This window comes from Roseibium album (assembly GCF_965233825.1).
In the GTDB taxonomy this organism is placed as follows: Bacteria; Pseudomonadota; Alphaproteobacteria; order Rhizobiales; family Stappiaceae; genus Roseibium; species Roseibium album.
On the sequence record NZ_OZ247583.1, the window covers coordinates 4,569,300 to 4,594,820 of the forward strand.

Sequence of the window (25,521 nt, forward strand, 5' to 3'; positions counted from 1 at the left end):
TGTGCAGAAATGCAGGACCTTTGCTCATTGCGAATGCCTCAGAGTTGCCGTTGAAGATTTTTCACAAAGCAACTCTAGGTGATGAATGGAGACTTATCGAGTCTTCTTCGAAGGCGGAATCATCATAACGGGGAAGGTGATAAATGACCGTCGCAAAATCAGTCATTGACGTAATTCTCGGGGAAGCTAAAGCAGGCTCCTATGAGGATATGCTTGCTATTGCGTCGGTGATTGAGAACCGTTCGAAGCAGCTTGGTGTTTCTCCGGAGCAGGTGGTTCAAGTCCAGTCTGAGTTCAACGCGTATGGTAAGAGCATTCCGCCTGGAAATGACCAGCACAGAGAACTTGCCGAAAAAGCGATTGAACAAGTTCGATCACAGGGGCCGATTCACAGCGCAACGTTTTATGCAACTCCAGCTGCATCGAAAAACCTACCGAGCGGGCTGGAAGCTGTAACGGCTACAGACGGGCACAACTTTTATTCAGACCCACAAAATCGCTCGATTAGGACGAGTTCAGGTTTTCGCGCTCCTCAGAACAGTTTGTTATCTTTTGCCGCCACGGGACCAACGCCACCGTCTCCTGCTCCACGAAACGGACAGGAAGCAATTGATGCGGCAATGAACGTTGGTAGTCCTCTGAGGAACCGTTCTCAGCAGGTATCAGGAATTGAGCCGCGTAATCCGTTTTTGTCCTACAGCAATGCGGCGGCAATTCGAAACAAACCGGTTACAAGCGAGTTGGAAGGCATCTTAAGCCGTGCATCTGATGCGACAGGTGGCTACGGATTTGACATCAACAGTGGCGGTCAGCCTAAAATTGGCAGTGGCTTGCGGCGGACTGGTTCGACCAGGCATGACGATCTAGGCGCCGGAGGAAGAGCGGCAGATGGCGCGCTCACCCTGGATGGCGAGCGAATTTCGTACAACGAAAACCCTGGTCTTTATGAAAATTTCGCACGGCAAGCTGGTGTTCAAGGTGCTACAGGCTTAGGCCATTATGGTTGGGGCGTACACGTAGACAATGCTCGTCCGAACTCCCCCATAGCCTGGGGCCCGAACAGAACGTCTGCAACCGTCAATGAACAGTTCAAAGATGCGTTTAATGAAGGGGTTTCGGCGCGAAATGCGGGCTTGTATTCGGAGCTGGGGCCGCGCTCAAAACCAGATGTAAGTGGTTTGCCGGTTATCGCGGGGACAATGCCCCAATCGCAACCGGCGTCGTATTCCGAGCCAAGTGCGATTCGCGAGACAGCTCCTAATCCCGCTGGAATGTCTATCGGTGGTGTGAGCGGGCAGGGTGCGTTGCCCGTCGCGCCAACTTACGTCAGTGCTGTGCGCCCAACTCCGGTTCAGCCAGTTTCCTCACGTCCAGTGAACCCCGCTCAACCATCACGCCAAACAACGGTGGATGCGTATCAGCAGTTTGCTCAAAGTCGAGCTGCTCCTGCTCAGCTTCCAACTGTTCCAGGAGCTGCCTACGTTTCTCCGTCAAGTCTGCCGCAAGTGACACCTGACGTTCAACCGCTGCCAGATGTCGCCATTTCCGCACCTGTCATCGAAGCACCAAAGCAACAGGATCTTCCCAAGATTGATGCTCCTGTTGTGAGCGGTGTTGGTGTTCCGAAGAGCAAGCCTTCTGCTCCAAAGAAGCCAAAACAGATCAGCAAGCAGCTTGGTCAGATCGCAGGTGGCGTTCTCGGTGGCATGATCGCTGGTCCTTTTGGCGCAATCCCTGGGGCGTTAATTGGTCGGCAGCTTGGTAAGGCAGGTTTGCCACAAATGGGACCGCTCAGTCTCGGACCGCTGGTTAGCGCAGAAGGATTCGGCAGAACAGCGACTGGCCAAGCCGTCAATGCAGCCACAAGGGGCGGCGGCTTCGACAACGCAGCTTACACCAGGGCCTATGCGGCGGCAGGTGGTAGTGATGATCCGAAGTCCTATAGCCGTGCCTTAGCAGAAGAGCAGCGACAACGTTCACGATCAGGGCAGAAGACTGTCGCTGATGCGTTTGGTGGTTGGTTCTAGCCCCTAAAACAGCCAAATCAGGTCTTGAGCCCCGTTCGAAAGAGCGGGGTTTTTCTATGGAGTTCATTGCATGTCCATATTGGATTACAACACGACTGCCGGGTCGAACACGGCTATCGGAGGCATTGGAATTCAAGGCTCTGATGCAGTTCTGAATTTTGATGATGCTTTTCGCCGTCTTATGGCCGACCTTGCGTCGGCAACCAGCCGCTATGAGACCAAATCCACTAGCTATGCCGGATTGAAATCCGATCATAATCAATTGATCGAATTCACGGCTACAGCAACCTTTAGCTTGACTGCCGCTGCCACGTTGACAAATGGCTGGTCCTGCATTGTCAAAGCTAATGGCGGCGATGTTACGATTGACCCGGCAAGTTCGGAGCAAATTGACGGCGCAACAACCGTAATCATCTCAGATGGAGAGTTTGCTTTTGTTTTCTGTGATGGGTCTGCGTTCCATACCGTAAAGACAGCGAGCCTCCCGGCGCTTCTCCAGGCAATTTCCGGATTAACACCCACAGACGGGAATTTCATTGTTGGCGATGGCTCAACATGGGTTGCCGAGAGTGGTGCAACGGTTCAAGCTTCTCTCGGTCTCACGATCGGGACACATGTTCAGGCTTATGACGCCGATCTGGCGGCGATTGCTGGCCTTACCAGCGCTGCCAACAAACTGCCGTATTTTACGGGGTCTGAGGCGGCGGGACTCGCAGACTTCACAGCTTTTGGCCGATCACTGATAGATGACGCCGACGCGGCGGCTGGGAGAGCGACACTCGAACTTGGCACCGCAGCTCAGAAAAACACTGGAACATCAGGTGATGCAGTTCCGGTGTTGAATGCAGCCAATACCTTTTCGGCGGCACAAACATTCGGCGATACGGAAGTAGACGGAACGACTGACGGCATCATGGTTCTTAAAATTGATTCTGCTGATCTCCATGCTGCATCAAAGCTCGACATCGAAGTCGATGGGACCAAGGTCTTCCGGCTTGATGAAAATGGCAATGTATACATTGCTGGCGACTGGCACACGCAGGAGACGATCACATAATGGCTCTCCAAGCATCGGGTTCGCTCAGTTCAACGGACATTCTTACGGAACTCAATCTTCCGGCAGGAACTTCTATTTCGTCTGCTGATACACGTATCAAGCATTTGGCTAACAAACCAACCGGGTCGATAAGTTCTTCAGATTTCTATAGTCGTTTGCCAATCCGGCTTGTGGATCAGGTAACAGCGGGCCCTTTGGGGCTAGTCACCACTCACACGTTTTCATCTGTTGATTTCGGTCCTGCGTTCACCGGTCGAGTTCTCTTCGCATGTATTGCAATTTCTGCTGAAAACGGCGCGAGTATTCTCGATCAGCAGACATGCACAATCGCAGGCAACTCGGCTGTTGGTGACGATGCAGGAGCGAGAACCACACAGACAAATCCCGATCATGCGCTTGGGGCGGGCCTTTGGTATCTCTCAGATGAAGTCAATACGAGCGGCGATGTCGTAATCAACTGGACCTCCAATTCCGCAGACTACATTTCCCTGTTTCTGCTCGCTGCTGATGTTCTGGGGCTTCCGTTTGATGACGACACGACAAATTGGTTCCCGCCAGGACCGTCATTCATTGCCACGTCGATTGCTCAAACTATCGACATCCCGGCAGATGGATTTCTGATCGCATCTCAAGCGCAGTCGGCAAACGAAACAACCACTTTCACGAATGCAACGAAACGGCATAGTCAGGCATTTGGTAACGCGATGCATAACGTCGCATATGATAACAAGCTAGCTTCTCAAACCGGTCGAACAATAACTGCATCGTGGACAACCAGTCGGTGCGCCGGTGGTGAGGCCCGTTCTTTCAGCGAAGCATAGCACCGCCCTCGAGGCGGTTTTTCTTTATCCAGACAAATAGGTGATCCATGCCGAAACTAAGCGGCGAGGGCGCGGCATTCGTCGCGGCCCATGAGGGATTTGTATCTAAAACATACCGTTGCCCAGCTGGCGTGAAGACAATTGGTTACGGCTTCACCATGGGTTCCAAGGTGTTCTCTGCATGGTGGCATAAAAAACACGGTCGCGGTTTGCGAATGGGCGACCGTATCAGTCGCGAAGATGCAGACATGCTGCTACCGAAGGTCTTTGATGAAGAGTACGGCGCAGCCGTCAATGCGAAAATCGGAACAAAGGTCCAGCACGAATACGACGGCGCGGGTTCTACCACATTCAACTGTGGTCCCGGCGCATTGAATTGGACCTGGGCGAAATTCCTTAAGGCGCGCGATGTGCCAGCAGCGGCAAAGCGTCTTCGAACCACGGCTGTTACAGCTAACGGGCGCAAACTCGCGGGTCTTGTGCGCCGTCGCAAAGAGGAAGCCGCGCTTATTGAGTTTGGCAAATACGGCCACTCCAATGCGATTCCTGCTTCTGTTTCAGCGCTATCAGAAGAAATTCGCGCCTATCAAAAGCAGCTTATCGCCCTTGGCTACGATCTTGGGGAATACGGCGCTGACGGTGTGGACGGGAAACAAACGATCGAGGCCGTGAAAAAGTTCCAGACAGATCATGGCTTGGTGGTTGACGGCATTGTCGGACCAGCATCCAGAGCTGCACTCATTCGCGCCATGGATGCAAAGCGCGGTGCTCAAGCCACGTCAGGCGGAACACTGACGGTTGGTGGTGGGGCTGGTGCGGTTGAAGGCGCGCCAGAAACAGCCGCACAGACCGTGGATACGCTGATGAATGTTGCAATGTGGGGCGTTGGTGCTCTCGCCGTCGTTGGCTTGATCGTTCTTTTCATTCGCTATCGCGGGGTCATTACCGGCCAGCGAGTTGCAACTTAAACTCTGGAGACACTGCAATGAATCCGGCATACATCAGAATTGCCCTTCGTTACGGCATCGGAGCCGCGATGATGGGATCGCCTGTGATCGGTCAACAATTGGCAGCTGACCCCGATATTGTATTTGCAGTATCTGGGTTGGCGGGACTTGCTGTTGAAGGCTTTTATGCTGCTTCCAAGCGGATCGGTGGCAGGCTCTGATGTTCGGCTTCAACACTATCCAAAAGCTCGGAGCGGCCCTTGTGGTCGCTTTTTTGCTGTCAGGCGGCGCGTATGTCTGGGGTCGCCTGGACGGTAAGGCGCTGACAGATGCAGCAGTCGAACGCGCACTCGCAGAAGCAAGACAATCAACGGAGAACGCAATCAATGAACTCGCGGATGAAGCCGACAAGGCTCGCGTGCGCCGCCGTCTTTGCATTGATGGTGGCGGCGTGTGGTCCTTCGCAAACAACAAGTGCCTCAAAGCCGAAGCTGAATCTTAGCGCCCGGCAGATTGTTGGAACATCGCTGATTGGCGCTGAAGGCAAAACCTCAGCCGACCAAGAGAAGATTGACGACACTGTTGCGGGGCTTTGCGGCGCGGGCACGTGGACGAGATCTGAATGTCTGCGTCACGAGCAACGAAAATAACCGGTCTGCTGGGATGCGCGAACACCCCGGCAGACCTGACCACGAAAGCCGCAAAGGGGCAATCATGGCTGATGTCACAATACGCTTTGTGAGCGGGTCTTTTTACCAAGCGGGAGTTGAACAGTGAATCTATTCGACCCCGCATTCTGGATCGCGGTCATGGGGGCAACGTTTATCAAGCTCGCTTTGTCAACGTCCCTGAACTTCATCAAGGCTGCTGTGACCGTTGCCTCTGCTCTAATCGCTGCGATCTTCTTTACAGAGCCGCTCTTGCACTATTTCGGCTGGGAACCGGACATCTACCGGGAGGCAGTCGCGGTTCTTCTGGCTCTGACCGGTGAGGAAATAGCGAGGCTTTTAGTCAACCCCGACAAGCTTCTGGCTTGGCTCAAGGCTTGGAGGGGTAAATGATCCCTGACCGTTTCCGAATTAGCACTTCGGCCCGTATCCTGATTGTTGCGCTGGCTTGGCTGGTTTTGTTTTCGTGGGATGCTATCGCCAACAAGTACATTTACGATCACAACCGTTGGTTTGAATATGAAACCATAGAGTTCGCGGGTCGGGACCCCGACAGTGAAACAGCCTTGTTGTTTATCTCGCATCGGCGGGTTTACCGGGAGTCGGATTTTGTTTTTCATGACACGCTTTATTGCAGGTCTCTAGAGCCGGGCGCGGAGTATACGAATTTCGATTCAAGACCGGACAGGTTATCCGGGGTTATGCCGGATGACGTAACAGAGCCTCGAAGGCTGAAACCGTGGCGTTGGGATGTGGGGGATCTCCCTCCTGTTGGTTGGATCTGCAAGCTCCGGGCTGCTCCTGCTGTCGTTGTTCCTGGTGGTTACCAGCACGAGCAAGTTATTTGGACAGAGCCATTCACCATACCTCCTAGGAGAGCCACGTGATGGGCGGCGTTCCTCCACTTTCGGAAGAGCGGCTTAGGAAGGTTGTCGAAGCCTATAAAGATGCAGACGGAAACAAATCTGAAGCGGCCCGCCAACTCGGAATGAGCCGAACAACATTCGCAGACCAATATAGGAAAGCAGAAAGACGAGGATTTACAGGTCGAGCGACACCGGCACCTGATGGATTTGAGATAAAGCAACTGACAGAAACAGTTGATCAAAACGGAGTGCTGAAGCGCCAATCAACGAAGTACACACCAGCACCAGGACATTATCAGCTACCGGAAGGAATGCCGCTTAAAGGCGTTTCTCTGCTTTCAGAGATTGATGAGGACGGAGAGAAGCGTGCGCGTCTGGTCTGGGAGAAGGCGGGCACTATCCTTGATGACCCGCTCAGGGTTTCGGAAATCGTCAAGAAGGCATTCGAGGACTTCAAGCCGTTCGCCCCCGCAATCATCCGCGCCAAGAACCATGACGACAAAAAGCTGACCGTCTTTCCATTGGCTGACTGGCATATAGGAATGTTCTCCTGGGGGCGGGAGAACGACGGACCGGATTGGGATCTGTCCATCGCACGCAATACGCTTGTCGAGACATTCGCGGAACTGGTTGATCAAGCGCCGCTTTCATATCACGCGGTCATTCTGGGGCTCGGAGATCTCCTTCACGCCGACACACCGAAAAACCAGACACCGAATTCCGGCAATGTCATGGACGTAGACACGCGCTACGCCAAATGCCTGCCAGCAGTCTGCGATATCATCACTGAATGCTGTGAGATGGTTCGGCAGAAGCACAAGTTGGTCGAGGTGGCTATTAAGGCCGGGAACCACGACATCGCTTCGACTGTCGGTATCCGTTCAGCCCTTCGCATGTACTACCGCAATGATAGCCGTATCGAAGTTGATGACAGCCCTTCTCCCTACTACTGGAAGCGGTTCGGCACCAATCTGATAGCGGGAACGCACGGAGACGGCTGCAAGGCCAAAGACCTCCCGCTGTTCATGGCAAATATCAAATCGACTGAATGGGCAGAAACGAAGTCGAAGCATGCCCACACAGGGCATCTACACAACGAAATGACCTTTGAACATGGCGGGGTGAAGGTTCACCAGCATCGAGCGCCGATTCCGCAAGACGCTTGGCATCATGCGCAGGGGTATCGTTCTGGCCGTTCAATGAGAGCCTTTCACTATCATTTCGACAAGGGTGCGCGCGGTTCGAGCGAGGTTGAGATCCTATGACTCAAACAACGGTCAAGAAGCAGCGCATCGGGCGCATTCCCAACACCGAAACAACAATCATCGACTTTGATGGCATCTCCTTTGCCCTCAATGAAAAACAAGTCGTTCAGCAGATCGCGGACCTCTCGAAGGCACTGAACGGCATCTACACGAACCGCGAAAAAGGCTGACCGCACCTAAGCGGCAAACCTCCATAAATCACTGAAGGAATAAAGCTCATGGCATTTGGGCTAACCCTCGGCTTGTCGCTGATGGGCAGCACGGCTTTGGCCTCCTCGCCGCCTGCATTCTCCATGCCTGCGCGCGGTGCGACCGATCCCGCTTCCCTTACCGGACTAGTGGGAGACGAGACCAATTATCTGTCTCCTCGCGGTTTTCAGCTGGCCCCGACTGGAACAGGTCATTTCATCTTCGTGGATGCGTCTGTTTCGTCGTCAGGGGATGGTTTGACGCTGGCGAATGCCAAGAAAACGATTGCCGAGGCCATGGCAATTCGCGGCGCTGGTGACACGATCGGTATTGTTGCGGGCATTTATCGTGAAAGCGTTTTCCCTGGTCCGTTTGGATCGGTAATCGCGACCGAAGCCAATCCAATCAAGATGGTCAAGATCGGCTCTGGTGAGGTTGTCATAACCGGCGCGGATGCTGTTACCGGCTGGACGCAGTGCACCCAGGCATCGGACGTAGACGGAAACTCAAATTTCGCCAACATCTATTACGTCGATTTTACCCCGTCAGGTGATGTCCCGCTTGCTGATGCCATTCTTCTTGAAGACGGCGTAATGGGCTCCGTCAGCATGGTTGGCGAGGGGATGAACAACGCCGACGACATGCTGATTGCTCGGCACAAATCCCTATGGTGGGACGGGGATGCAGTCGGATCATCGATTTCTGATCTGACGAAATCAGCCAATACCGGCGCAATCACAATCAACTCCAATGAGTTCGAAACAGCAGAATTCCCCCAAGGCGTTCTTGATGGCTCTGAAATCTGGGTCAATCAGGCAGGTAATACCAACTTCAAGACTGAGATCACCAGTCATACTGCCTCGTCCGGCGACATTGTTTTCACCAACACCGGATCGAATTGGGAAAGCAAGGAAATGGCCTTGCGGAACATCCCGTATTCGATTTCAGGGGCGGGGCAGTGGGCCTTCCGCGACCAGGGCGGCGGTACATGGCGAATTTGGTACTGGCCGAACAATGCCAGCAGCCTGGAGACCGGTGTCGAGGTTTCCAAGCGCAAGATCGGTATCGATCTGGACAACGCAAGCCATTGGCGTTTCTACGGCCTGACGGTTCGCGGTGTCGGCGGTGCTGAGCCGATCGATGGTCGGGCTGGTGGTGTTTATGCCAAGCAGCAGAACCTTGCCGAACGTTCCAACATGCATTTCGAGCAGTGCTGGATCCATTCGTGCAACGGCGGTGGTCTGACGCTTGTCGATTTCGATGAACTCTACGCCTACGACAACACGATTGAGAAAATTCCGCAGGGACGGGGGCTTGTCGTCAATGAGGCAAGCAATGCTGTCGTCGCCTTTAACAAAGTCCGGCTCGTCGGTATCACCGCAGTTTCTCTCTACACGCAGAATGCAACGCTCTTTGCCTTCAACCACATTGGAGAAATCCGGTCTGTTCACGGCAACGGCGGCAGTTGCTATCTGGTGGCAAAACGCCTCTGGATCCACGGCAACCTGATCAACACAGTTTTTGCGATCGGTATGACGTTTCAGGATTCCGGCGATATCTTCGCAACCTGTAACGTTCTCCAGCTCAGCGATCAGAGCAGCGTTGCCATTCGTGGTTTCGAGGACAACTCCACATTCCCGGCTGGGTATGATCGTGGCGGCTCCGGATACAGCGCCGTCACGACCAATTTTCCGTCAGTTCCCAAGTTCTGTCTCATCAGCAACACGGTACTTCCGTTCACCGGGTACGATGGGACCGAAGTCACCACGGCAGCTCAGTATCGCAACACGACGCGCTGTGAGCACTTCCTTGGTGCCAACGTTCTCTATGGCTCGATCCAGCGCAAAAGCGGTTCTGTCACGGACACAGCGCCCGACCCTGATGTGACCTACACTGCAACCAGCCTTGCGGAAGAGGAAAATAACATCCTCGTCGGCACGGGTGGAACTGGTCATTACATCCTGACCAATGGCGGCGGCAACAGCCTGGAAAGCACAGCAACGGATGTCTGGGCCGATCCCGTCAACGATCCCACGCCTGTGGCCTCTGGACCAGCTGACACAGCTGGCGGAAACCAGACGACCCGTCTACCTCTCGATGAGACGTGGTTTACAGCCCTTCCAGGCGCACGTGCGCTTGTTGAGAAAGATTTCCTCGACAATGACATTCACTGGTTCAATGCGCCAACAGGAGCGATTGCGGGTGCTGCCGTAACTCTCCCATCAGTCACAGCTCCGTCCGATATTACGTTGACCTCTCAAGTTGTGGACGAAGATGCAGCAATTGGAACGGTTGTCGGTGCGCTTGGCTCAAACGGTGATGCGACGGTTACGTACACGATCATCAGCGACCCTGACAGCAAGTTTGCGATTGATGGAACCGATCTGGAAACAGCTGCAACGCTCGATTATTCCACGGCAACCAGCCACAGCGTTACGATCCGGGCATCCAACACAAACAGCGGCGGTTCGTACTTTGACGAGACGTTCACGATTACGGTCAATGAGAACGCTATCTCTGAGCCTGATATCATTTTCGCAGCAGGAACAGAGTTGCGACATTGGTACGATGGTCGCACTGGCGTCACGCACGCATCAAATGCCGTTTCGGCTTGGGCTGATCAGGCAGGAAGTGACAATCTCGATAGCGCGGGCACAGCCCCAACATATGTATCATCTGCCTACATCCAATTTGCAGATGGCATAGATGATGGATTGAAAGGCTCAACTGCTGTTGATTTCACTGGTTACCCAACATGTGACTTCTGGTTCAGAGCAAAACTCGATGTGGACCACAATTTCATCCTACTGACAAATGGCGGGAATTCTGCGCCACTTGTCGTAATTGGTGAAAGTGGGAGTTCCAGTACATCAATTGCAACTTCGGGCGGAAGCGTTTACATCGATGGAGTTCAAAGAACAACACGCGGACAGATCTATACAGACTTTGCGGACAATGCTTGGCATACCGTTGAAGTCCGAGGTGTGACCGCCTCGTCAACCACTGATGCAAAAGTTTCTGGCTATATATCGTCTGCCTTCAATGCGCCTATTTCCATTGCTCAGTTTGCCGTCACAGAGAATTCTCTGTCTGGTGATGCAACACAAAAACGCACAGATATGAAAGCCTTCTTGGATAGCTTGGATTACGCTTAACCCTTCCGCCAGACCGGCGCTTCTGCAATCTTCAGTTTGATCGCGACCTGGGCATATTGTTCAGTCGCGGCGAGAACCTCGAATTTCCAACCGAAAATCGAGCGCGCATCGTCGAAAGCGCGGAACTCGTGACTGGAGTCCAGAAACTCGTCAAAGATCAGGATGTCACCGTCTTTAAGGTGAGAGCCGATCACGCAAAGCGGATAGATCGTCGAGCGATAGAGATCCGCGTCCATGTGGATGACGGCGCGGTCCTCGGTCTCCAGCTTTTGCAGCATCAGGGGCAGGGTGCGGTGAAACCATCCGGGCACGAAATCAACGCGCGTGTCGTCGGTTTCCGGAAGCGTCAAGCCGGTTGAAAAGTAACCAGCCTGTTTTGTTGTCGACCAGTCTTCCGGCAGGCCCTCGAAGCTGTCGAAGCCAAAGAAGCGCGAGGCCGGGTTTTGGTTCGTTTCTGACCACCAGTTCAGGGACGTACCTTCATGGACACCGAACTCGAAGTAACGGAGCGGGATGGTGCTCAAGCCTTCCTGGTCTGAAACAGCCTGAAACAGCTTGTTGCGCTTCTCTCTGGCTTCACCGGAAATCAGCTCTGGAACCGCGAACCTTTCCTGAAAGCGCAGGAAATCGGGATAGGCGCTGACCTTCAGGGCAAGAGCTTTGATCTTCGGATTGTCGGATAATACATGGCCGATTGTTTGTTTGATAAGCATTGAAAAGGCCTTTCTGACAGATTCAAATGCTCATGAAACAGAATTGGTTATAGTGTTGCGGCGGACCGTGCTGTTTCAAACAATAATTGACAACTAATTCTCGGTTGCGTAGCGTTCAACTTGAAACGCTGGAGTATTTTTCCGCAACCGTTGGTGCTCGTGAAACACTATAACCAATAGGGTTGCGATTTGGACGGCGGACTTCAGCTCTACGCGCCTGACGGCAGGCGTCTCTATCTCAATGGCAGCGAAAGAAACTCCTTTCTGGAAACCGCAAGACGGTCCCCGGAACGGACACGTCTGCTCTGTGAGGTAATGGCGTATTCCGGTTGCCGGATTTCCGAGGCGCTTTCTCTCTCGGTCCAGAGCTTCCAGGTACAAACCGGCGTGGTTTCGGTTCGGTCCCTGAAAAAGCGCGGCAAGATCGTGTTTCGGGAAATCCCGTTGCCGCCATCGGTGGTCGAAGAGCTTCATGACTTTTTCGAAAATCACACAGCGCGCCTTTGGCCAATGTCCAGGCAGACCGCCTGGAGGCATCTGAAGCACGTCATGGGCGTTGCCGGCATCGACGGGCCGCAGGCCAATCCAAAAGGGCTGCGGCATGCCTTCGGTATCCACGCGATCGCCTCAAATGTTCCGCTGCACATGTTGCAGCGCTGGCTAGGTCATGCGGACATGAAGACAACTGCAATCTATGCTCAGGCCGTCGGTCCGGAAGAACGGCAGATCGCGGCGCGGATGTGGTGATGCCTAGGTTGCTTGGCTGACGAGATAGAAGTACCCAACAGCTCCGACGACGATCAACACCAACACAACCACGACAATCCAGAAAAGCATCGGTGTTTCCTTTCGAAGGCGACGGGCCTCTATTTGCTATCACCGAGACGGCCAACTGCCGCGTCAATAAACTCGGTTGCTTCGTGGAAATTACCGGTCTGATCCGGCACTAGTGTTTCATCGATTTCAGCAATGCACTGACGTGCGGCGCGTAGATGCTGGATTGCAGCGATGCGGGCCGTATCTGCTCTGATCTCACCGGCTTCATGTTCCGTGTAAAAACTCGCTTTAGTCATTAGCTCCACTCGATTTCAAACGGTCCAGCGTAAATGCGCTTGTAGCCCGGTCTTGCGGGCGGCTTGATAAAGTAGATGCGCCAGTTTTTGGGATGCGGACGGAAGCCAAGAAGCAGGTGACGCGGCCAAGCGGTAACAGACCAATACCAGCCGTCGCCGTGCCATATGTCGTACATTCTGCCGCCGTGAAATCGCATCTACCGGGCCTCTATTTACTCTTCGCCAAACAGGTGGCGACGTAGGATTATGTCGAGTTCTTGGATGGTAACGAGCAGGAGATCCGGCTCGTCGTCCGGTGATGTGCGGTCGGGTAGCTCGCAGATGTCGCGAATGATCAGGCCGATCAGCTCAGTCCTGGCTTTCTGTTCGTCTTCCGTGCCTTCGTAAAGGCGCTGTATTTGCTCTTCCATGTAACCCATGGCGTTGCCTTTCTGCCCAGACGGGCCTCATGAGTCAGAGTTTGGTTGCTCTTTGGAAAGTGCCTGGAGTGCCTGCACGTACCAAACGTTGTCGATATCCGCGTCGGTGATTTGCTTTAGGTCATCAGGGGAGCTGATCCGCCCCCACCAGCTCTGGCTACCGAAGATGATTTGCCTAAGCTCTGGCACAAAGATCGCGGGATTGTGGAACGATGGATAGATGTGGATTGTGCCAGTCTCAGGATCAAAATGCCCACCGGCTGTGCGAGCGATGTCACCCAGCAATACACCGAGAAAGGTCTTGTCCTCGTACTCTTCACCACAAGGACGAATGGAGACGAAGTCTCCGGTCTCTCCTCCCAAGAGAGGCTTGCGGATGACATCGACCGAGTCATTCGTGATGTTGTCAACGGTGATCGGGTATTCAATACCTGGCATGACGGGCCTCATGAGTCAGGGTTTCTTTGCCGGTCAATTCCATGAGCGGGCCTCTATTTTTCGTTTTCAGATTTGACGATGCACTCGGACGGGGAGGTGCATTCCTCGCGGCGTTCGCAGTGCGTGGAAGGACACTTTTTCCAAGGCTGACGCGGCACCAATTTCAGCGGCGGATTGAAGCCCCAAAGGCTGTGCCGATTGTTGTTGTCAAAACCAGTCATGGCGGGCCTTTCCTCACACAGCTTCGCGTCGTGTGAACCACGTAGATTTCTCAGGCGTGATCACGGTGAATGAATCTTGAAAAAGATGGTCGCGTAGATCGTGCGCAAGCTCGATTGCCTTCGCCTCGATTTCAGCGGGCGTTGCCGGAAAGCGCGGATAGTTGATCAACCGCACCAGGACACCGGATTGTTCGCCGCCTGTGTAAATGAAGCTGGTTTTCGTCACGGTCACGCACAGGCCGCTTTCACAAAACTTACGGCATGTGCGGCGGGCGTCGTCGTAATCGCCAGCTATCGCAATCTCTGCCCAGAATGTTGGTTCAGTTTTTTCGATCATGTCTCACACCACCCAGGCTTACAGCCTGTCATATCTTCGTCTGGCAGATCATCAGGTGGCACAGCGTCTTCTTGGTTTGGCGGGCGATATTGCCCATGTTTGCTGCTTGCCCACTTGCGCATTTCCGCTGCGCCTTTCGCGCCCAAATGCCGGTGAGGGCGGAACATCGTTTTCCCTATTTCTTCTTCTGCATCCGCGATTTGCTGCCAATCGTTGTCAGTGAAATGACGCATGTCTTTCTTGTTCGAATTGATGCATTTGCACTCACGTGACCGGTGAGGGAGAACTTCGAACCCTGCGCGTTCAATGAGAGAATTCCGCTGTTCCGTAGTCCAGTTGGCGAATGGCGCAATCATCACGCGCCCGCCATGGTTCTCGCTGCGTGGTAGCCATTCGGGAAAGTCAGCGCGGTCAGCACTCTCTTCTTGGCGGACGCCGATCAGGCAAACGGCGCGTGCATCAGGGTCGTGCTCTTCCAGCCATCTTTGACCCGGTTCAATCTTCAAGATGTATGAACACCACTGATAGCGCTGCGTTGGGAAGCCCTTCTTACGCCGCGCCAACTCGCGAAACCCGATTGATGATGTGCGATACGGCACAAACCCAAGGCTTCCCGCCCAAGTCTCGCAGCGGTCAACTCTCTCCATCCAGCCGTCCGCCGCCCATCTTGTGTCGGTGAAGACAACAGCAACGCCTTCGAGCGCTTGCTCATGAGCCCACTGGATCAGAGCAATGCTGTCGTTGCCATAGCTCACAAAAATTACGAACCGGATCGGCTGATTTGTTGTGACCTGGCGGTTTTGCGTCGGCGCTTCAAGCACAGCGAAAATCCTCTATTTCTACTTGTTACCGAAAAGTTAACACGACTTTCATAAATATACAAGAGTTGTAGACAAATAAATCCGGAAACATTATAGTGCTGTGCATGACAGATAAAAATCCTCTGTTTCGCGGCATTGTTCAGGGCCGACCGAAGCTGACAGAGCAGTACCAACGGCAGGCTCTGGAGAAGTTCGGCTGCGCGCCGGAATCCATCGTGGATATCAAGAAGTTTGACGAGTTGGTGGCGCGGCTAAAGCCTGAGCGCGGTCACATCATCTTGGTCTACCGGGTCGATATCCTGGCAGGGAAGAAAGCCAAGGGTGAGCCGCTTCCAAGGGTGATCCTGCGGCGTCGTGTGAATGCGCTCAGAAAGACGAAATGCCCGGTAATCGAAGTCTCAACCAACCGGCATTGCGGGGAGGGTGACAACCTTCTCGATATGGTGCTGGACGCTTACGACCGGCTTGCAGGCAACAAGTCCGCGACTGAGAAAATCGGCAGGCCGCAGAAAGAAATGACACCTGAGCAGATCGACCATGCACGGCTGATCTGGACCAGCACGCAATACCGGACCAACGCAGAAGCCTTCAAAGAGCTTCAGAAATACGGTTGGACCAAGTGGTTGATGCAGAAATACAAGGTCGGCAGATCGGGCAGAGAGCCCGGAAAGCCGAAAGGTAAGTAGAGGAGGGAGCGCAGAACACCGCTTTCGGTGGAAGCCTATGAGGCGCTCGAAAAGATGGGTTGGACGCGGCATCTGATGAACAAATATAAGCTCGGCGGATCTGGTCGGAAGGCCGGAAAACCGAAAAGTAAGTAGGTTAGTGGACAATGCAAGAAGATTACAGCGGCCACGTTTTTATTGCTTTCATGGTGGCATGGTGGGGAACAGTCTTAGCTTTGTTTCTTTTTTCTGAGAGCTGGCCGTTGACTGAATGGCAAATTGGCACCCGAATTTTTGCGGGCTTGCTCGTCGGCGCAGTGACCTACTATCAGGTCAATTGGCTCGTAAACCTAATTCTGGAAAACGAACGCAAAAACTAAGGAGTGATGGTTGGATAAGAAAAAGTGGCGCGCCCCAAAGTTGGCGGCACAAACCAAAGCAATAATCGCAATATTTGTTGGTTGCGTCGTCTTTGCAACGCTTCTAGTTTGGTGGTCAGGACATTATTTTGGCGTCAGCTGAGGAACTAATTCATTGAATGAATACGTATATTGGACCGTTCTTCTTACTTCGCCACTATGGGGCTATGTGAGCTTCCGATTGATACTCAAATACCTTTGTCCTGAACCGCCTGCACCCGCGCAAGAAGCAATAGAAACGGAAATTGAGCAAGACTCATAAGGAGCGGTGATGCGTTTATTTTATGTTTCATTGCTTTGCGCTTGTATGTCGTTTGGCACGTCAAATGTATATGCAGAGAATTATACAGTTAGACAGTTCGCAAATGCCGCGCGCAATGACTCGCAGAATATGAAAATACTGGCGCTATCTGTTGGTGTTGTAATAAATACATTACAGCAGGTGTCTGTTATGAGAATGAAAGCTTTAAGCTGCAACGTCCCGTTCGCCTCTATTGCGGAGGGGCAAGTCAACTTTGTTCTTTCTGATGGTTCCACCAAATGGGACAGCGCTGTCACGGCAGATCAAGATGTCGCGTATCTTGCCTTGTCTGGCGTTTTGAAGTTTTGTCCGGACTTTGAAGACTTTTTTGTCGGATTGTCTGAGAAGTGATCGTGACTCATAAGGAGCCGAGGGCCGTGCGGAGATTCGACTGGACAATCTGGCACTACCTAATCGCCATCGGCCTTGGAGCTGTCGCCCTCGTTCTTTTCGAGACCGAGATACTCCCGCCTTTCTGATCGGTAGGGGTAAACCGGTCTAGCCTGGATGTATTCCGGGTTTCTATTCCCACAGCGGCCACAAACGAACCTGTGACGCCTTGGAAGGTCAATCAGGCTCTCATTGCCCTCAAACCGATTCCAATCAGTCTTTGCCACCCAGGAGCACCGGAGACAGTGTATTTCTATTCCGGTGCAGTTCTGACGTGCCCAGGCTATGGAGATGGGGTTTATCTGGGATAATTTCATTCTCTGCCGTGATTTGGATGGAAGCCGTACTTTAACTCAGCGGATTTCCGGGCAGCAATGGCGCGGTCTTTGTTTCTAAAATGACCGAGGTAGATTTGTTTGCCTTTGACGGTGATGTAGGCTCTCCATTGCTCACCGTCTTTAGTGGGGCAGACGCCCATTTGGCCACTTTTATTTGTGTTCCGGCGCTTCTGATTCCTACCGTTTCCTACTGCGTCCACGTCTCGTAAATTTTCGATTCTATTGTTCGACGGGTTGCCGTCGATGTGATCAATCAAGCCCAAGGGCCAAGATCCATAGTAGTGAAGCCAGCAAATTCGGTGTTTAGCATAATTTTTTTCTAAGATTCTTCCATGCATTCTGTTGTAGTCACGCAACGCAGTGAAAGCCTCAGTGCCTGCAAATTCGGTGTTCCAACTCTTCCAGCTGCTTTTGGTTTTGAACCACTTTGAGTCCCTCTCTTTCCACCAAAGGGTGCCAGTGTTTGGGTCATAGACGAGCAGTTCGCGAATAATATCGGCTGTCAGCTCGATTTTTGAAGTGTCAACGTGTTCGTGATGAGCCGTCGCATTCCTATGCTCTGCAAGTCGTCTTGCGCGAATAGCCTCCTTCTGAGTTTTGTAACTGCCAAGATGAATGAAACGGCTCTCGCGCTTGAAATACGCTTCCCAGCGACCTGATTTTCTTTGCCTGACTCCTTTGTGCTGCATCGCCTTACACCGGATGCCATGAAGGCCAGCCCGCTGGACCGCAATGTGCGACCTCATGTGTCAGCACTGCTTCTGGATAGGTTCCATACGCAGGTCGATCGATAATTACGACGATGCATCGATCTGGGTTCGTCCACCAACGGGAACACCCACGAGGCTTATCGGTCTTCGGGGGGATGCCAAGCTTTATACATTCCGGACCAACTTTATCAGGAGGTAGGCTTCTAACCTCGAGCTGACCTTTGTACTTCCCGACATATCGTGCAGGCGGGTCCCAACGCGCTTGATCAATACGAGGGTCGTAACTCGACACTGTTTGGCAGGCGATCAGTCCAAATGAGCAAAAAAGAACAGATAGAAAACTGTGCCGACTTTTGTGTCGCACATATCCGCTGTTTGTTCCGCTTTTTCGCGTTTGTCTGAAACGCAAAAACTGCTCAAAAACCGCAGAAATCTGGGAAAAGTGAGTGGCTGGGGAACCTGGATTCGAACCAGGACTAACGGAGTCAGAGTCCGTGGGTCTACCGTTAACCTATTCCCCAACAGCGCTTGGAAAATCCAGCTGCCAGACAGTCGAAAGCGTGTTTGTCATGACGCAGCCGAACAGTGAGCCGGATATACATCTATCATAATCTTGATTTCAAGTACCGTTTTCGACTTTTTTGTGAAATTTCAGCCGAGTGAGCGCCAATCCGCAGCGCGAAGATTGTGAGCGCGAGAGCTTTTCCATTGGCTGGCAACCTGTTACAGTTTTGCCAACGACAGATATGGCCGTCAAAGGCGCCGCCCGGCAGGTGTGCGCGTACGGCCTGAAAGGTAAAACGTGACTGAGTCAGGTCAGGAACCGCCCGGAACCGGGCGACGTACCGCTGACGAGTCCGGAGATAGCGGAACTCATTCTGAGTTCAAGGGACCGAACCGCCGGCGTCGCAAGCGCCGTGCAGGGCAGGGCCCGAAAGGTAATGTTGCAGGTCCTGAGGACAATACTGCGGCATTGCCTGGGGGAGCGGGAGAAATTCCGACCCAACGCGCGACCGGACCCGTTGAAAACACAAGCAGTGTGCAGGAAAGCCCTGCGCAGGGCAGCGGAGATTTATCCGGTTCGTCAAGACGTCGGAAAAAGCGACGGCGGGGCCGCGCTACTGCGAACAACCATGCAGAAAGTGGTAATTCAGGCCGGAACCAACCGCATCCGCCGGGCGAAGCGCATCCGAATTCTGAAACGGTCACCAGTCCCAAAGGCAAAAAAGCTGCGAATCGACGCGGAAGGCGCCGTTGGCAAAACTCCAGGAATGCCAAGAACGGTCATTCTGATTCCGCTGAAAAGAGCAACGAAGAGACAAGGACCAAATCGGCGGGAACGGACGCGGAAACCGTTGTCAGGAGCGGGAAAGAGAAACACCGCCCGAGGGAAACAGACATCCGCCTGCCGGTACGTGGTGCTGAAGATGGCAGTCAACAGAAACGTGGACACCATGCCAGACGGCCGAGACACGGGCAGCACAACGCCCCCCTATATGCGGCGCTCGATCTGGGAACGAACAACTGCCGATTGTTGATTGCACGCCCTGAAGAACGGGGCTTCAGGGTCGTGGATGCCTATTCGCGTATCGTCAGGTTGGGCGAAGGGGTCGGATCCAACAAACTTCTGAGTTCAGCGGCAATGGATCGCGCGATAGATGCATTGGCCAATTGTCACAGGAAGCTCGCCGATCGGGGTGTCATGCGCTCCCGTCTCATTGCCACGGAAGCCTGCAGGGCCGCGGAAAATGGAGCTGATTTCATCGAAAGGGTCAAGGCGGAGACCGGGCTTGCCCTTGAAGTTGTCAACCGGGAAACCGAAGCCCGGCTCGCTGTTGCCGGCTGCGCATCGCTTGTCGATCATGAAGCTGACGGTGTTATCCTGTTTGATATCGGCGGCGGTTCTTCCGAAATCGTCTGGCTGGATCTTCGAAATAGGTGCGGTGCTCGCGGCTATGCCTTGACCCGTTTCATCCGGTCCTGGATTTCACTTCCTGTCGGAGTCGTCAATCTCGCCGAACGCCATGGTGGCGTCCATGTAACGCCTGATATCTTCGAAGCGATGGTTGAAGATGCGGCGGAACACCTGGCTTCCTTCAGCCTGGCCGACAATCTGGCCGAAGCGATTTCGTCCGGACGCGTGCACATGCTCGGAACCTCCGGAACGGTAACGACACTGGCCGGCGTTCATCTTGGGCTGAGGCGGTATGACCGCCGACGTGTCGACGGGACGTGGCTCGATGACATTGATGTGTCGAAGATGATTGATCAACTGCGCGACATGCCCTATGAGGCGCGCGTGGAGAACCCATGTATTGGTGCCGATAGGGCTGACCTCGTTCTTGCGGGATGCGCAATTCTCGAGGCGATCCGGCGACGTTGGACCTGCTCCAGACTTCGCGTTGCCGACAGGGGCCTGCGTGAGGGCATATTGACAGAATTGATGGCTGCCGATGGCGTCTGGGCGCATAGAAAACCCGGAAGGCGCCCGGAGAGAAGGCGTCAGAGGAACAGAACATGAGCCGTTCGAAAAAGGGAACCGGCGATCGCGGTCTTCACGTCAAGGTCAAAACGTCGGCCGGCCGGCGAGAGTCGTCAACCCGCTGGCTAGAGCGTCAGCTGAATGATCCCTATGTTCGCCGCGCAAGGGCAGACGGCTATCGATCACGAGCAGCCTACAAGCTGATTGAAATCGACGACAAGCACAAGCTGCTGAAACCCGGCTATCGCGTGGTCGATCTCGGCTGTGCACCGGGCGGATGGTGCCAGGTGGCCGTCGAACGGGTTCAGTCAAGCGTCGAGGCGCCCAAGGTCGTGGGAATTGACTATCTCGACATGGATCATGTGCGTGGCACCACGTTCCTGAAAAAAGACTTTCTCGACGATGATGCACCTGCGGCCTTGATGGAGGCACTAGGTGGCAACAGGCCGGACGTTGTGCTTTCGGACATGGCGGCACCGACCACGGGACACAAGCAGACAGACCATTTGCGCACGACCCACCTTTTTGAGATTGCAATCGATTTTGCCAGACGGAATCTCGTTCCTGGCGGATCTTTTCTTTCAAAGGTGTTTCGCGGCGGCACGGAAAATGCGTTGCTTCAGGACCTGAAGCGTGACTTCAAGACCGTTGCGCATTTGAAACCGCCTGCGAGCAGGAAGGAAAGCCCGGAACTTTATGTGATTGCAAAGGGGTTTCGAGGCAGCGACCTCGATCCGGATTGATACCGGCAAGCGAGAGGACTGCGAATTCCTGTCCAAGTTGTGAAGGACGGCTCTTTTCTTTCTGTCACCTGCGTGTTATTGACCCGCGCCAACTTCTCCGGCACAGCCGAAGCGACTCGTCAGACGCAGCCTTCACCCGCAAGACTGCGTCTCTAGCTATTTTAAAGGGGAATTGGCCATGGCGTCTTTCTTTGTCCCACCGACCGGACAGCAGGCTCTGACTTTCGACGATGTCCTTCTGATCCCTGGCCATTCGGAAGTCATGCCAGGTGAAGTAGACCTGAAAACAAGGGTTACTCGCGAGCTGGAACTCAATATTCCTATCCTGTCTTCTGCCATGGACACCGTGACGGAAGGACGCCTGGCAATTGCGATGGCGCAAGCCGGCGGCATTGGCGTCATCCACCGGAACCTCACACTGGACCGACAGGCCGAAGAAGTCCGGATGGTCAAGAAATTCGAATCCGGCATGGTCGTAAACCCGCTTGTCATCGGGCCCGAAGCAACATTGCAAGATGCCAATGACCTGATGAAACGGTTCGGCATCTCCGGTGTTCCTGTTGTGGAAAACGGCGGTTCCGGAGGCCAGGTTGCCGGTAAGCTCGTCGGCATCCTGACCAATCGGGACGTTCGTTTTGCCTCCGACCGGCAGCAGAAAATCCACGAACTGATGACCAGTGAAAACCTGGTCACCGTCAGCGACAACGTTAGTCAGGAAGATGCAAAGCGCCTGCTGCATCAAAACAGGATTGAAAAACTGCTGGTGGTCGATTCAGACTACAACTGCATCGGCCTTATCACCGTGAAGGATATGGAGAAGGCCAAACTCAATCCGAATGCCTCCAAGGACGCACAGGGCAGGCTTCGCGTTGCGGCAGCCACCAGTGTCGGCGAGGAAGGTTTTGCCAGGGCGGAACGTCTGGTTGATGCCGGTGTCGACATGGTGGTGGTCGATACGGCGCATGGCCACTCCCAGAAAGTTCTGGACATGGTGGGCCGCGTGAAGAAACTGTCCAATTCGGTGCAGGTTCTGGCGGGCAACGTTGCAACGTCCGAAGGGACAAAGGCGTTGATCGACGCAGGCGCAGACGCGGTCAAGGTCGGGATCGGACCTGGCTCCATCTGTACGACACGGATCGTGGCGGGAGTGGGTGTACCCCAGCTCACGGCGATCATGGAATCGGTCAACGAGGCGGAAAAGCAGGGTGTGCCGGTGGTCGCTGATGGCGGCATCAAGTATTCCGGTGATCTTGCCAAGGCAATCGCCGCCGGGGCCGCGTCCGTCATGGTCGGATCCCTTCTGGCGGGCACCGAGGAAAGCCCGGGCGAGGTCTATCTTCACCAGGGCCGCTCCTACAAGTCCTATCGCGGCATGGGGTCAGTCGGTGCCATGGCGCGTGGGTCTGCGGATCGTTACTTCCAGGCTGAAGTCAGGGACAGTCTCAAGCTTGTTCCTGAAGGTATTGAAGGGCAGGTGCCCTACAAGGGTGCTCTTGGCAGTGTCTTGCACCAGCTTGCCGGTGGCCTGCGCGCTGCCATGGGATATGTCGGCGGCAAGAATATTCTGGATTATCAGGAAAAGGCGCGCTTTGTGCGAATTTCCGGCGCCGGATTGCGGGAAAGCCATGCACATGACGTGACAATCACGCGCGAAAGTCCGAATTATCCGTCAAACGTTTGAAATTGAATTGTTGGTCCTTGTTCAAATCGCGGACCGTACCCGGGGATCGACATGAAAGATGGCGGACGCCTTGCGGCTGCAATTGAAGTCCTGACAGAAATAGAAAGCCGGTATAGACCGGCCCAGGTCGCCTTGAAGGACTGGGGCAATTCTCACAGATTTGCAGGTTCGGGCGACCGTACCGCGATCGGGAACCTCGTATTTGATGCCCTGCGGAACAGGGCATCGCTGGCTGCGCGAATGGCAAGCGACCTGCCGCGGGCCATTACGCTCGCGACTTATGCGGTAACCTGGCAAAAAGGCATCGAAGCCCTGTCGGATGCACTTGTGCAGGACCGCCACGCGCCTGAAGAACTCACAGAAGAGGAAATTGCCCGGCTTGAGGATAGCTTCGACCTGGAAATGTCAGCGTCAGATCGGGCAGACGTTCCTGAGTGGTTGTGGCCTGAATTCGTAGCTGCCTTCAATGACAGTGCCGTGGAAGAGGGGCGCGCGCTTGCCACACGTGCGCCCGTGGATCTGAGAACCAATACCTTGAAGGCGGACCGGGAAAGGGTCTTGAAACGCCTTAGCCATACGGGCGCGGTTGTTGCCGGTATTTCGCCGGAAGGCATCCGCATCGAGGCAAAGCCCGGGCTCGGGCGCATGCCCCACGTCCAGGCAGAGGAAGGATACCGGAAAGGCTGGTTCGAGCTGCAGGACGAGGCCAGTCAATTGGCGGCAATTCTGGCTCAGGCTAGTCCGGGTGAACAGGTTCTGGATTATTGTGCGGGCGGTGGCGGCAAAACGCTTGCTCTCGCGGCATCCATGCAGAACAGGGGGCAACTCTACGCATACGACGCGGACAGGCTGCGCCTCGCGCCAATTCATGAACGCCTCCAGCGCGCGGGTGCGCGGAATATCCAGGTCAGGGATCCGGCGAGCACTACACTTGCGGATCTGGAAGGCCAGATGGACCTGGTGTTCATCGACGCCCCTTGCACAGGCACCGGCGTCTGGCGCCGCAGACCGGACTCAAAATGGCGTCTGACGGACAAGTCACTTGCTGCCCGTGTCGAAGATCAGCAACACGTTCTCCAGAACGCGAGCAGATACGTCAAACCCGGCGGCCGGATGGTCTATGTGACCTGCTCCGTGTTGCCCCGGGAAAACCAGGAACAGGTGAAATGGTTCCTGGGGGAAAACAGGGATTTTGAATCAAAGTCCGTTATCGACAGCTGGAACAAGTTGTTGCCGTCGCGACCGCAGCCGAAATACGTTTCTGAGAGCGGTGAAATCCTGTTGACGCCTGCGTCTACCGGTACGGACGGTTTCTTCGTTGCCATGTTTGAGCGAGCAGCGCCTTAACAGTATCTGAATGGCCTTTCGGGGAGGTCCCTCCGGATGTCACGTGCGATCGCGGCGTTGTAGCCCAAGTATTTTGGGTTCCGGACCATCGTCCGGCCGGGCAACATCAGAAGGTCGTGACTGTTCGCTTTTCACCGTTTCGGACACCGGTCGCAGGCTCCCGGCTTCAGATTGAACTGGTGCTGCCGGCAAGGTTTCTTCGTAGCCTTCCGACTTGCGCCGTTCCGATGAAGATACGTTCTCGCGCTGATGGCCGATCGAAGAAGCGACAAGGTTTTCAGCAACCTTTCTGACGCGATCGTCCAGGCCTCTTCCGGCACTCAGGCCTGTCAGGACCGATCGGGCTTCTTCGGCATATTTGAGAGAGGCGAGAGCAGCTCCTAGCGCATTGAGTGGTTCCTGGGCGCCTTCATTGAGGTCATGCGCCTCAAGTGCATACCTGAGTGCAGCGGAGAAGTTGCCGAGTTTGCGGCTAAGGACACTGAGACGGACAAGGCAGGACAGGGATGCGGGACTGAGCTTGAGTGCTGCCTCGGCGGCCTCATAGGCGTCATCCGCGGCTCCTTTTCCGGCAAGTGCGTCCGAAAGGAGCTCAAGAGGAAGAGGGTCTGCAGGTGAAATGGAATTTGCCCGGATTGTAAGCTCGATGACCTCGTCATAGCGCTTGCGGCGGAACAGGACCTCAGAAAGACCGAGTAATGCAGGCAAATGATCCGGATCGACCTTGAGCGCCTTTCGGAAAGCTGCAATCGCCGCAGCGCTTTGTCCAGTTTTTGCTTGTGTTTCTGCAAAAAGTGCGAGAACGGCCGGTGAGCCAGGCAACAGATGAATCAGCCGTTTTGCCGTTTCTGCTGCCTCGTGGGGTCTATCGTCCCGAATGCACACACTTGCGTAGCCGTAGAGCGCATTTCTGTTGTCGGGAACCAGCGTGAGTACGTCGCGGAAATTCAGACCTGCATTTTCCGTATCGCCCATGAGAAGTTGGCAATTACCGAGGCTTGCACGGGCGTCCAGATTGTCCGGTTCTGTAAAGACGATACGGCGAAGTTGGGACTGCGCTTCCTCAAGATAGCCGGCCTGCAGAAGAGCGGATGCCGTTCGGTAGGCGATTTCGGAATCCCGTGGCGCCAGTTCCTGTGCTCTCAGATAGGAGACCAGCGCCTTGTCCAGCTCACCGGACTTTTCCAGAGCAATAGCTTCTTCGAATGTTTCACGAGCAGTTGCGGTCATATAAGTTCCGACTTTTAAAAGACCTGACCAATGCCCGATCCTGTGGTGGGTGCAGTTGCCGTTTGGCCGACTTTAGTGGACCAGTTCGGCAGGGGTCAAAACGGAAATTTGCCCGTACACAGCTTGTGGGCAGTAAACGGGACGCGGTCCGGACGGTTCCAGCGATCAGAATCGACCCGATCATGTCATAAAAATCCT

27 protein-coding genes, 1 tRNA gene and 1 pseudogene are annotated in these 25,521 nt (G+C 54.3%); 20 read left to right on the forward strand and 9 right to left on the reverse strand.

Annotated elements, in window-relative coordinates; translation table 11 throughout:
• Nucleotides 1-143 precede the first annotated feature (143 nt).
• The 12 genes and pseudogenes from ACO6TI_RS20840 to ACO6TI_RS20895 all read left to right on the forward strand — a co-directional run bounded on the left by ACO6TI_RS20840 (nt 144) and on the right by ACO6TI_RS20895 (nt 10,995).
• Nucleotides 144-2,027, forward strand: coding sequence for a cell wall hydrolase (locus ACO6TI_RS20840; RefSeq protein WP_422383284.1), 1,884 nt, complete (start codon nt 144-146; stop codon nt 2,025-2,027).
• 70 nt (nt 2,028-2,097) lie between these two features.
• A complete protein-coding gene (locus tag ACO6TI_RS20845; protein ID WP_422383285.1) occupies nt 2,098-3,084 on the forward strand; it encodes a hypothetical protein in 987 nt (328 codons plus the stop codon).
• A complete protein-coding gene (locus tag ACO6TI_RS20850; RefSeq protein WP_422383286.1) occupies nt 3,084-3,905 on the forward strand; it encodes a hypothetical protein in 822 nt (273 codons plus the stop codon). Before ACO6TI_RS20845 ends, ACO6TI_RS20850 begins: the two co-directional genes overlap by 1 nt.
• Nucleotides 3,906-3,952: 47 nt before the next feature.
• The gene (locus ACO6TI_RS20855) at nt 3,953-4,873 is read left to right on the forward strand and encodes a glycoside hydrolase family protein (RefSeq protein WP_422383287.1); all 921 of its coding nucleotides are present in this window, start codon (nt 3,953-3,955) and stop codon (nt 4,871-4,873) included.
• A gap of 17 nt (nt 4,874-4,890) precedes the next feature.
• Complete coding sequence (locus ACO6TI_RS20860; RefSeq protein ID WP_422383288.1) at nt 4,891-5,073, forward strand: hypothetical protein; 183 nt, start codon at nt 4,891-4,893, stop codon at nt 5,071-5,073.
• Nucleotides 5,073-5,354, forward strand: a complete 282-nt coding sequence (locus ACO6TI_RS20865) for a molecular chaperone (protein ID WP_422383289.1) — start codon at nt 5,073-5,075, stop codon at nt 5,352-5,354. The genes ACO6TI_RS20860 and ACO6TI_RS20865 overlap by 1 nt, the downstream gene beginning before the upstream one ends.
• A gap of 271 nt (nt 5,355-5,625) precedes the next feature.
• A complete protein-coding gene (locus ACO6TI_RS20870; RefSeq protein ID WP_422383290.1) occupies nt 5,626-5,913 on the forward strand; it encodes a hypothetical protein in 288 nt (95 codons plus the stop codon).
• The gene (locus ACO6TI_RS20875) at nt 5,910-6,407 is read left to right on the forward strand and encodes a hypothetical protein (RefSeq protein WP_422383291.1); all 498 of its coding nucleotides are present in this window, start codon (nt 5,910-5,912) and stop codon (nt 6,405-6,407) included. The genes ACO6TI_RS20870 and ACO6TI_RS20875 overlap by 4 nt, the downstream gene beginning before the upstream one ends.
• A pseudogene (locus ACO6TI_RS20880) lies at nt 6,407-6,523 on the forward strand (helix-turn-helix domain-containing protein); the annotation flags it as partial. The gene ACO6TI_RS20875 and the pseudogene ACO6TI_RS20880, both read left to right, overlap by 1 nt.
• A 174-nt stretch (nt 6,524-6,697) precedes the next feature.
• Nucleotides 6,698-7,651, forward strand: coding sequence for a hypothetical protein (locus tag ACO6TI_RS20885; RefSeq protein WP_422385357.1), 954 nt, complete (start codon nt 6,698-6,700; stop codon nt 7,649-7,651).
• Nucleotides 7,648-7,821, forward strand: a complete 174-nt coding sequence (locus ACO6TI_RS20890) for a hypothetical protein (RefSeq protein WP_422383292.1) — start codon at nt 7,648-7,650, stop codon at nt 7,819-7,821. The genes ACO6TI_RS20885 and ACO6TI_RS20890 overlap by 4 nt, the downstream gene beginning before the upstream one ends.
• Nucleotides 7,822-7,869: 48 nt before the next feature.
• Nucleotides 7,870-10,995 carry a cadherin repeat domain-containing protein gene (locus ACO6TI_RS20895; protein ID WP_422383293.1) on the forward strand — a complete coding sequence of 1,042 codons (3,126 nt, stop codon included), beginning with the start codon at nt 7,870-7,872 and terminating at the stop codon, nt 10,993-10,995.
• On the opposite strand, the gene ACO6TI_RS20900 is transcribed toward ACO6TI_RS20895, so the two are convergent.
• Complete coding sequence (locus ACO6TI_RS20900) at nt 10,992-11,708, reverse strand: TylF/MycF/NovP-related O-methyltransferase (RefSeq protein ID WP_422383294.1); 717 nt, start codon at nt 11,706-11,708, stop codon at nt 10,992-10,994. The genes ACO6TI_RS20895 and ACO6TI_RS20900 overlap by 4 nt on opposite strands.
• 189 nt (nt 11,709-11,897) lie before the next feature.
• Between ACO6TI_RS20900 and ACO6TI_RS20905 the strand changes: the two genes are divergently transcribed.
• Nucleotides 11,898-12,455, forward strand: a complete 558-nt coding sequence (locus ACO6TI_RS20905) for a tyrosine-type recombinase/integrase (protein WP_422383295.1) — start codon at nt 11,898-11,900, stop codon at nt 12,453-12,455.
• A gap of 119 nt (nt 12,456-12,574) precedes the next feature.
• Here ACO6TI_RS20905 and ACO6TI_RS20910 read toward each other — a convergent pair whose 3' ends face one another.
• The 5 genes from ACO6TI_RS20910 to ACO6TI_RS20930 form a co-directional block, all read right to left on the reverse strand.
• Nucleotides 12,575-12,781: a hypothetical protein gene (locus ACO6TI_RS20910; RefSeq protein ID WP_422383296.1), complete on the reverse strand. Its 207-nt coding sequence runs from the start codon at nt 12,779-12,781 to the stop codon at nt 12,575-12,577.
• Between the two features lie 212 nt (nt 12,782-12,993).
• Nucleotides 12,994-13,200 (reverse strand): hypothetical protein, encoded by a 207-nt coding sequence (locus tag ACO6TI_RS20915; protein ID WP_422383297.1) that lies wholly within the window; start codon nt 13,198-13,200, stop codon nt 12,994-12,996.
• Between the two features lie 27 nt (nt 13,201-13,227).
• Nucleotides 13,228-13,638, reverse strand: coding sequence for a hypothetical protein (locus ACO6TI_RS20920; protein ID WP_422383298.1), 411 nt, complete (start codon nt 13,636-13,638; stop codon nt 13,228-13,230).
• 234 nt (nt 13,639-13,872) lie between these two features.
• On the reverse strand, nt 13,873-14,196 hold the full coding sequence (locus tag ACO6TI_RS20925; RefSeq protein WP_422383299.1) for a hypothetical protein: 324 nt from the start codon (nt 14,194-14,196) through the stop codon (nt 13,873-13,875).
• The gene (locus ACO6TI_RS20930) at nt 14,193-15,017 is read right to left on the reverse strand and encodes a phosphoadenosine phosphosulfate reductase family protein (protein WP_422383300.1); all 825 of its coding nucleotides are present in this window, start codon (nt 15,015-15,017) and stop codon (nt 14,193-14,195) included. The genes ACO6TI_RS20925 and ACO6TI_RS20930 overlap by 4 nt, the downstream gene beginning before the upstream one ends.
• Nucleotides 15,018-15,121: 104 nt before the next feature.
• On the opposite strand from ACO6TI_RS20930, the gene ACO6TI_RS20935 reads away from it, so the two are divergent.
• From ACO6TI_RS20935 to ACO6TI_RS20945, 3 genes are all read left to right on the forward strand, one after another.
• The gene (locus tag ACO6TI_RS20935) at nt 15,122-15,703 is read left to right on the forward strand and encodes a hypothetical protein (RefSeq protein ID WP_422383301.1); all 582 of its coding nucleotides are present in this window, start codon (nt 15,122-15,124) and stop codon (nt 15,701-15,703) included.
• A 146-nt stretch (nt 15,704-15,849) separates the two neighbouring features.
• Nucleotides 15,850-16,062 carry a hypothetical protein gene (locus ACO6TI_RS20940; protein WP_422383302.1) on the forward strand — a complete coding sequence of 71 codons (213 nt, stop codon included), beginning with the start codon at nt 15,850-15,852 and terminating at the stop codon, nt 16,060-16,062.
• A 310-nt stretch (nt 16,063-16,372) separates the two neighbouring features.
• Entirely contained in the window at nt 16,373-16,753 is a 381-nt protein-coding gene (locus ACO6TI_RS20945) for a hypothetical protein (protein ID WP_422383303.1), read from the forward strand.
• A gap of 352 nt (nt 16,754-17,105) precedes the next feature.
• Here the strand turns inward: ACO6TI_RS20945 and ACO6TI_RS20950 are convergent, their stop codons facing one another.
• The gene (locus ACO6TI_RS20950) at nt 17,106-17,819 is read right to left on the reverse strand and encodes an HNH endonuclease (protein ID WP_422383304.1); all 714 of its coding nucleotides are present in this window, start codon (nt 17,817-17,819) and stop codon (nt 17,106-17,108) included.
• A 468-nt stretch (nt 17,820-18,287) separates the two neighbouring features.
• Nucleotides 18,288-18,361: transfer RNA gene (locus tag ACO6TI_RS20955), tRNA-Gln, on the reverse strand.
• Between the two features lie 518 nt (nt 18,362-18,879).
• On the opposite strand from ACO6TI_RS20955, the gene ACO6TI_RS20960 reads away from it, so the two are divergent.
• From ACO6TI_RS20960 to ACO6TI_RS20975, 4 genes are all read left to right on the forward strand, one after another.
• Nucleotides 18,880-20,361 (forward strand): Ppx/GppA phosphatase family protein, encoded by a 1,482-nt coding sequence (locus tag ACO6TI_RS20960; RefSeq protein ID WP_422385322.1) that lies wholly within the window; start codon nt 18,880-18,882, stop codon nt 20,359-20,361.
• Nucleotides 20,358-21,065, forward strand: a complete 708-nt coding sequence (locus tag ACO6TI_RS20965) for an RlmE family RNA methyltransferase (protein WP_055120692.1) — start codon at nt 20,358-20,360, stop codon at nt 21,063-21,065. The genes ACO6TI_RS20960 and ACO6TI_RS20965 overlap by 4 nt, the downstream gene beginning before the upstream one ends.
• 178 nt (nt 21,066-21,243) lie before the next feature.
• Nucleotides 21,244-22,746, forward strand: a complete 1,503-nt coding sequence (gene guaB / locus ACO6TI_RS20970; RefSeq protein WP_196999851.1) for an IMP dehydrogenase — start codon at nt 21,244-21,246, stop codon at nt 22,744-22,746.
• A gap of 51 nt (nt 22,747-22,797) precedes the next feature.
• Nucleotides 22,798-24,093, forward strand: a complete 1,296-nt coding sequence (locus ACO6TI_RS20975; protein WP_422383305.1) for an RsmB/NOP family class I SAM-dependent RNA methyltransferase — start codon at nt 22,798-22,800, stop codon at nt 24,091-24,093.
• Nucleotides 24,094-24,132: 39 nt separating this feature from the next.
• Here the strand turns inward: ACO6TI_RS20975 and ACO6TI_RS20980 are convergent, their stop codons facing one another.
• Complete coding sequence (locus ACO6TI_RS20980) at nt 24,133-25,323, reverse strand: tetratricopeptide repeat protein (RefSeq protein ID WP_196999853.1); 1,191 nt, start codon at nt 25,321-25,323, stop codon at nt 24,133-24,135.
• Nucleotides 25,324-25,521 lie beyond the last annotated feature (198 nt).

Coding starts and splice junctions, on each gene's coding strand:
- ACO6TI_RS20840 (WP_422383284.1), top strand. CDS start 144: ATGACCGTCGCAAAATCAGTCATTGACGTAATTCTCGGGGAAGCTAAA.
- ACO6TI_RS20845 (WP_422383285.1), top strand. CDS start 2,098: ATGTCCATATTGGATTACAACACGACTGCCGGGTCGAACACGGCTATC.
- ACO6TI_RS20850 (WP_422383286.1), top strand. CDS start 3,084: ATGGCTCTCCAAGCATCGGGTTCGCTCAGTTCAACGGACATTCTTACG.
- ACO6TI_RS20855 (WP_422383287.1), top strand. CDS start 3,953: ATGCCGAAACTAAGCGGCGAGGGCGCGGCATTCGTCGCGGCCCATGAG.
- ACO6TI_RS20860 (WP_422383288.1), top strand. CDS start 4,891: ATGAATCCGGCATACATCAGAATTGCCCTTCGTTACGGCATCGGAGCC.
- ACO6TI_RS20865 (WP_422383289.1), top strand. CDS start 5,073: ATGTTCGGCTTCAACACTATCCAAAAGCTCGGAGCGGCCCTTGTGGTC.
- ACO6TI_RS20875 (WP_422383291.1), top strand. CDS start 5,910: ATGATCCCTGACCGTTTCCGAATTAGCACTTCGGCCCGTATCCTGATT.
- ACO6TI_RS20885 (WP_422385357.1), top strand. CDS start 6,698: ATGCCGCTTAAAGGCGTTTCTCTGCTTTCAGAGATTGATGAGGACGGA.
- ACO6TI_RS20890 (WP_422383292.1), top strand. CDS start 7,648: ATGACTCAAACAACGGTCAAGAAGCAGCGCATCGGGCGCATTCCCAAC.
- ACO6TI_RS20895 (WP_422383293.1), top strand. CDS start 7,870: ATGGCATTTGGGCTAACCCTCGGCTTGTCGCTGATGGGCAGCACGGCT.
- ACO6TI_RS20900 (WP_422383294.1), bottom strand. CDS start 11,708: ATGCTTATCAAACAAACAATCGGCCATGTATTATCCGACAATCCGAAG.
- ACO6TI_RS20910 (WP_422383296.1), bottom strand. CDS start 12,781: ATGACTAAAGCGAGTTTTTACACGGAACATGAAGCCGGTGAGATCAGA.
- ACO6TI_RS20915 (WP_422383297.1), bottom strand. CDS start 13,200: ATGGGTTACATGGAAGAGCAAATACAGCGCCTTTACGAAGGCACGGAA.
- ACO6TI_RS20920 (WP_422383298.1), bottom strand. CDS start 13,638: ATGCCAGGTATTGAATACCCGATCACCGTTGACAACATCACGAATGAC.
- ACO6TI_RS20925 (WP_422383299.1), bottom strand. CDS start 14,196: ATGATCGAAAAAACTGAACCAACATTCTGGGCAGAGATTGCGATAGCT.
- ACO6TI_RS20935 (WP_422383301.1), top strand. CDS start 15,122: ATGACAGATAAAAATCCTCTGTTTCGCGGCATTGTTCAGGGCCGACCG.
- ACO6TI_RS20940 (WP_422383302.1), top strand. CDS start 15,850: ATGCAAGAAGATTACAGCGGCCACGTTTTTATTGCTTTCATGGTGGCA.
- ACO6TI_RS20945 (WP_422383303.1), top strand. CDS start 16,373: ATGCGTTTATTTTATGTTTCATTGCTTTGCGCTTGTATGTCGTTTGGC.
- ACO6TI_RS20950 (WP_422383304.1), bottom strand. CDS start 17,819: ATGCAGCACAAAGGAGTCAGGCAAAGAAAATCAGGTCGCTGGGAAGCG.
- ACO6TI_RS20965 (WP_055120692.1), top strand. CDS start 20,358: ATGAGCCGTTCGAAAAAGGGAACCGGCGATCGCGGTCTTCACGTCAAG.
- guaB (WP_196999851.1), top strand. CDS start 21,244: ATGGCGTCTTTCTTTGTCCCACCGACCGGACAGCAGGCTCTGACTTTC.
- ACO6TI_RS20975 (WP_422383305.1), top strand. CDS start 22,798: ATGAAAGATGGCGGACGCCTTGCGGCTGCAATTGAAGTCCTGACAGAA.
- ACO6TI_RS20980 (WP_196999853.1), bottom strand. CDS start 25,323: ATGACCGCAACTGCTCGTGAAACATTCGAAGAAGCTATTGCTCTGGAA.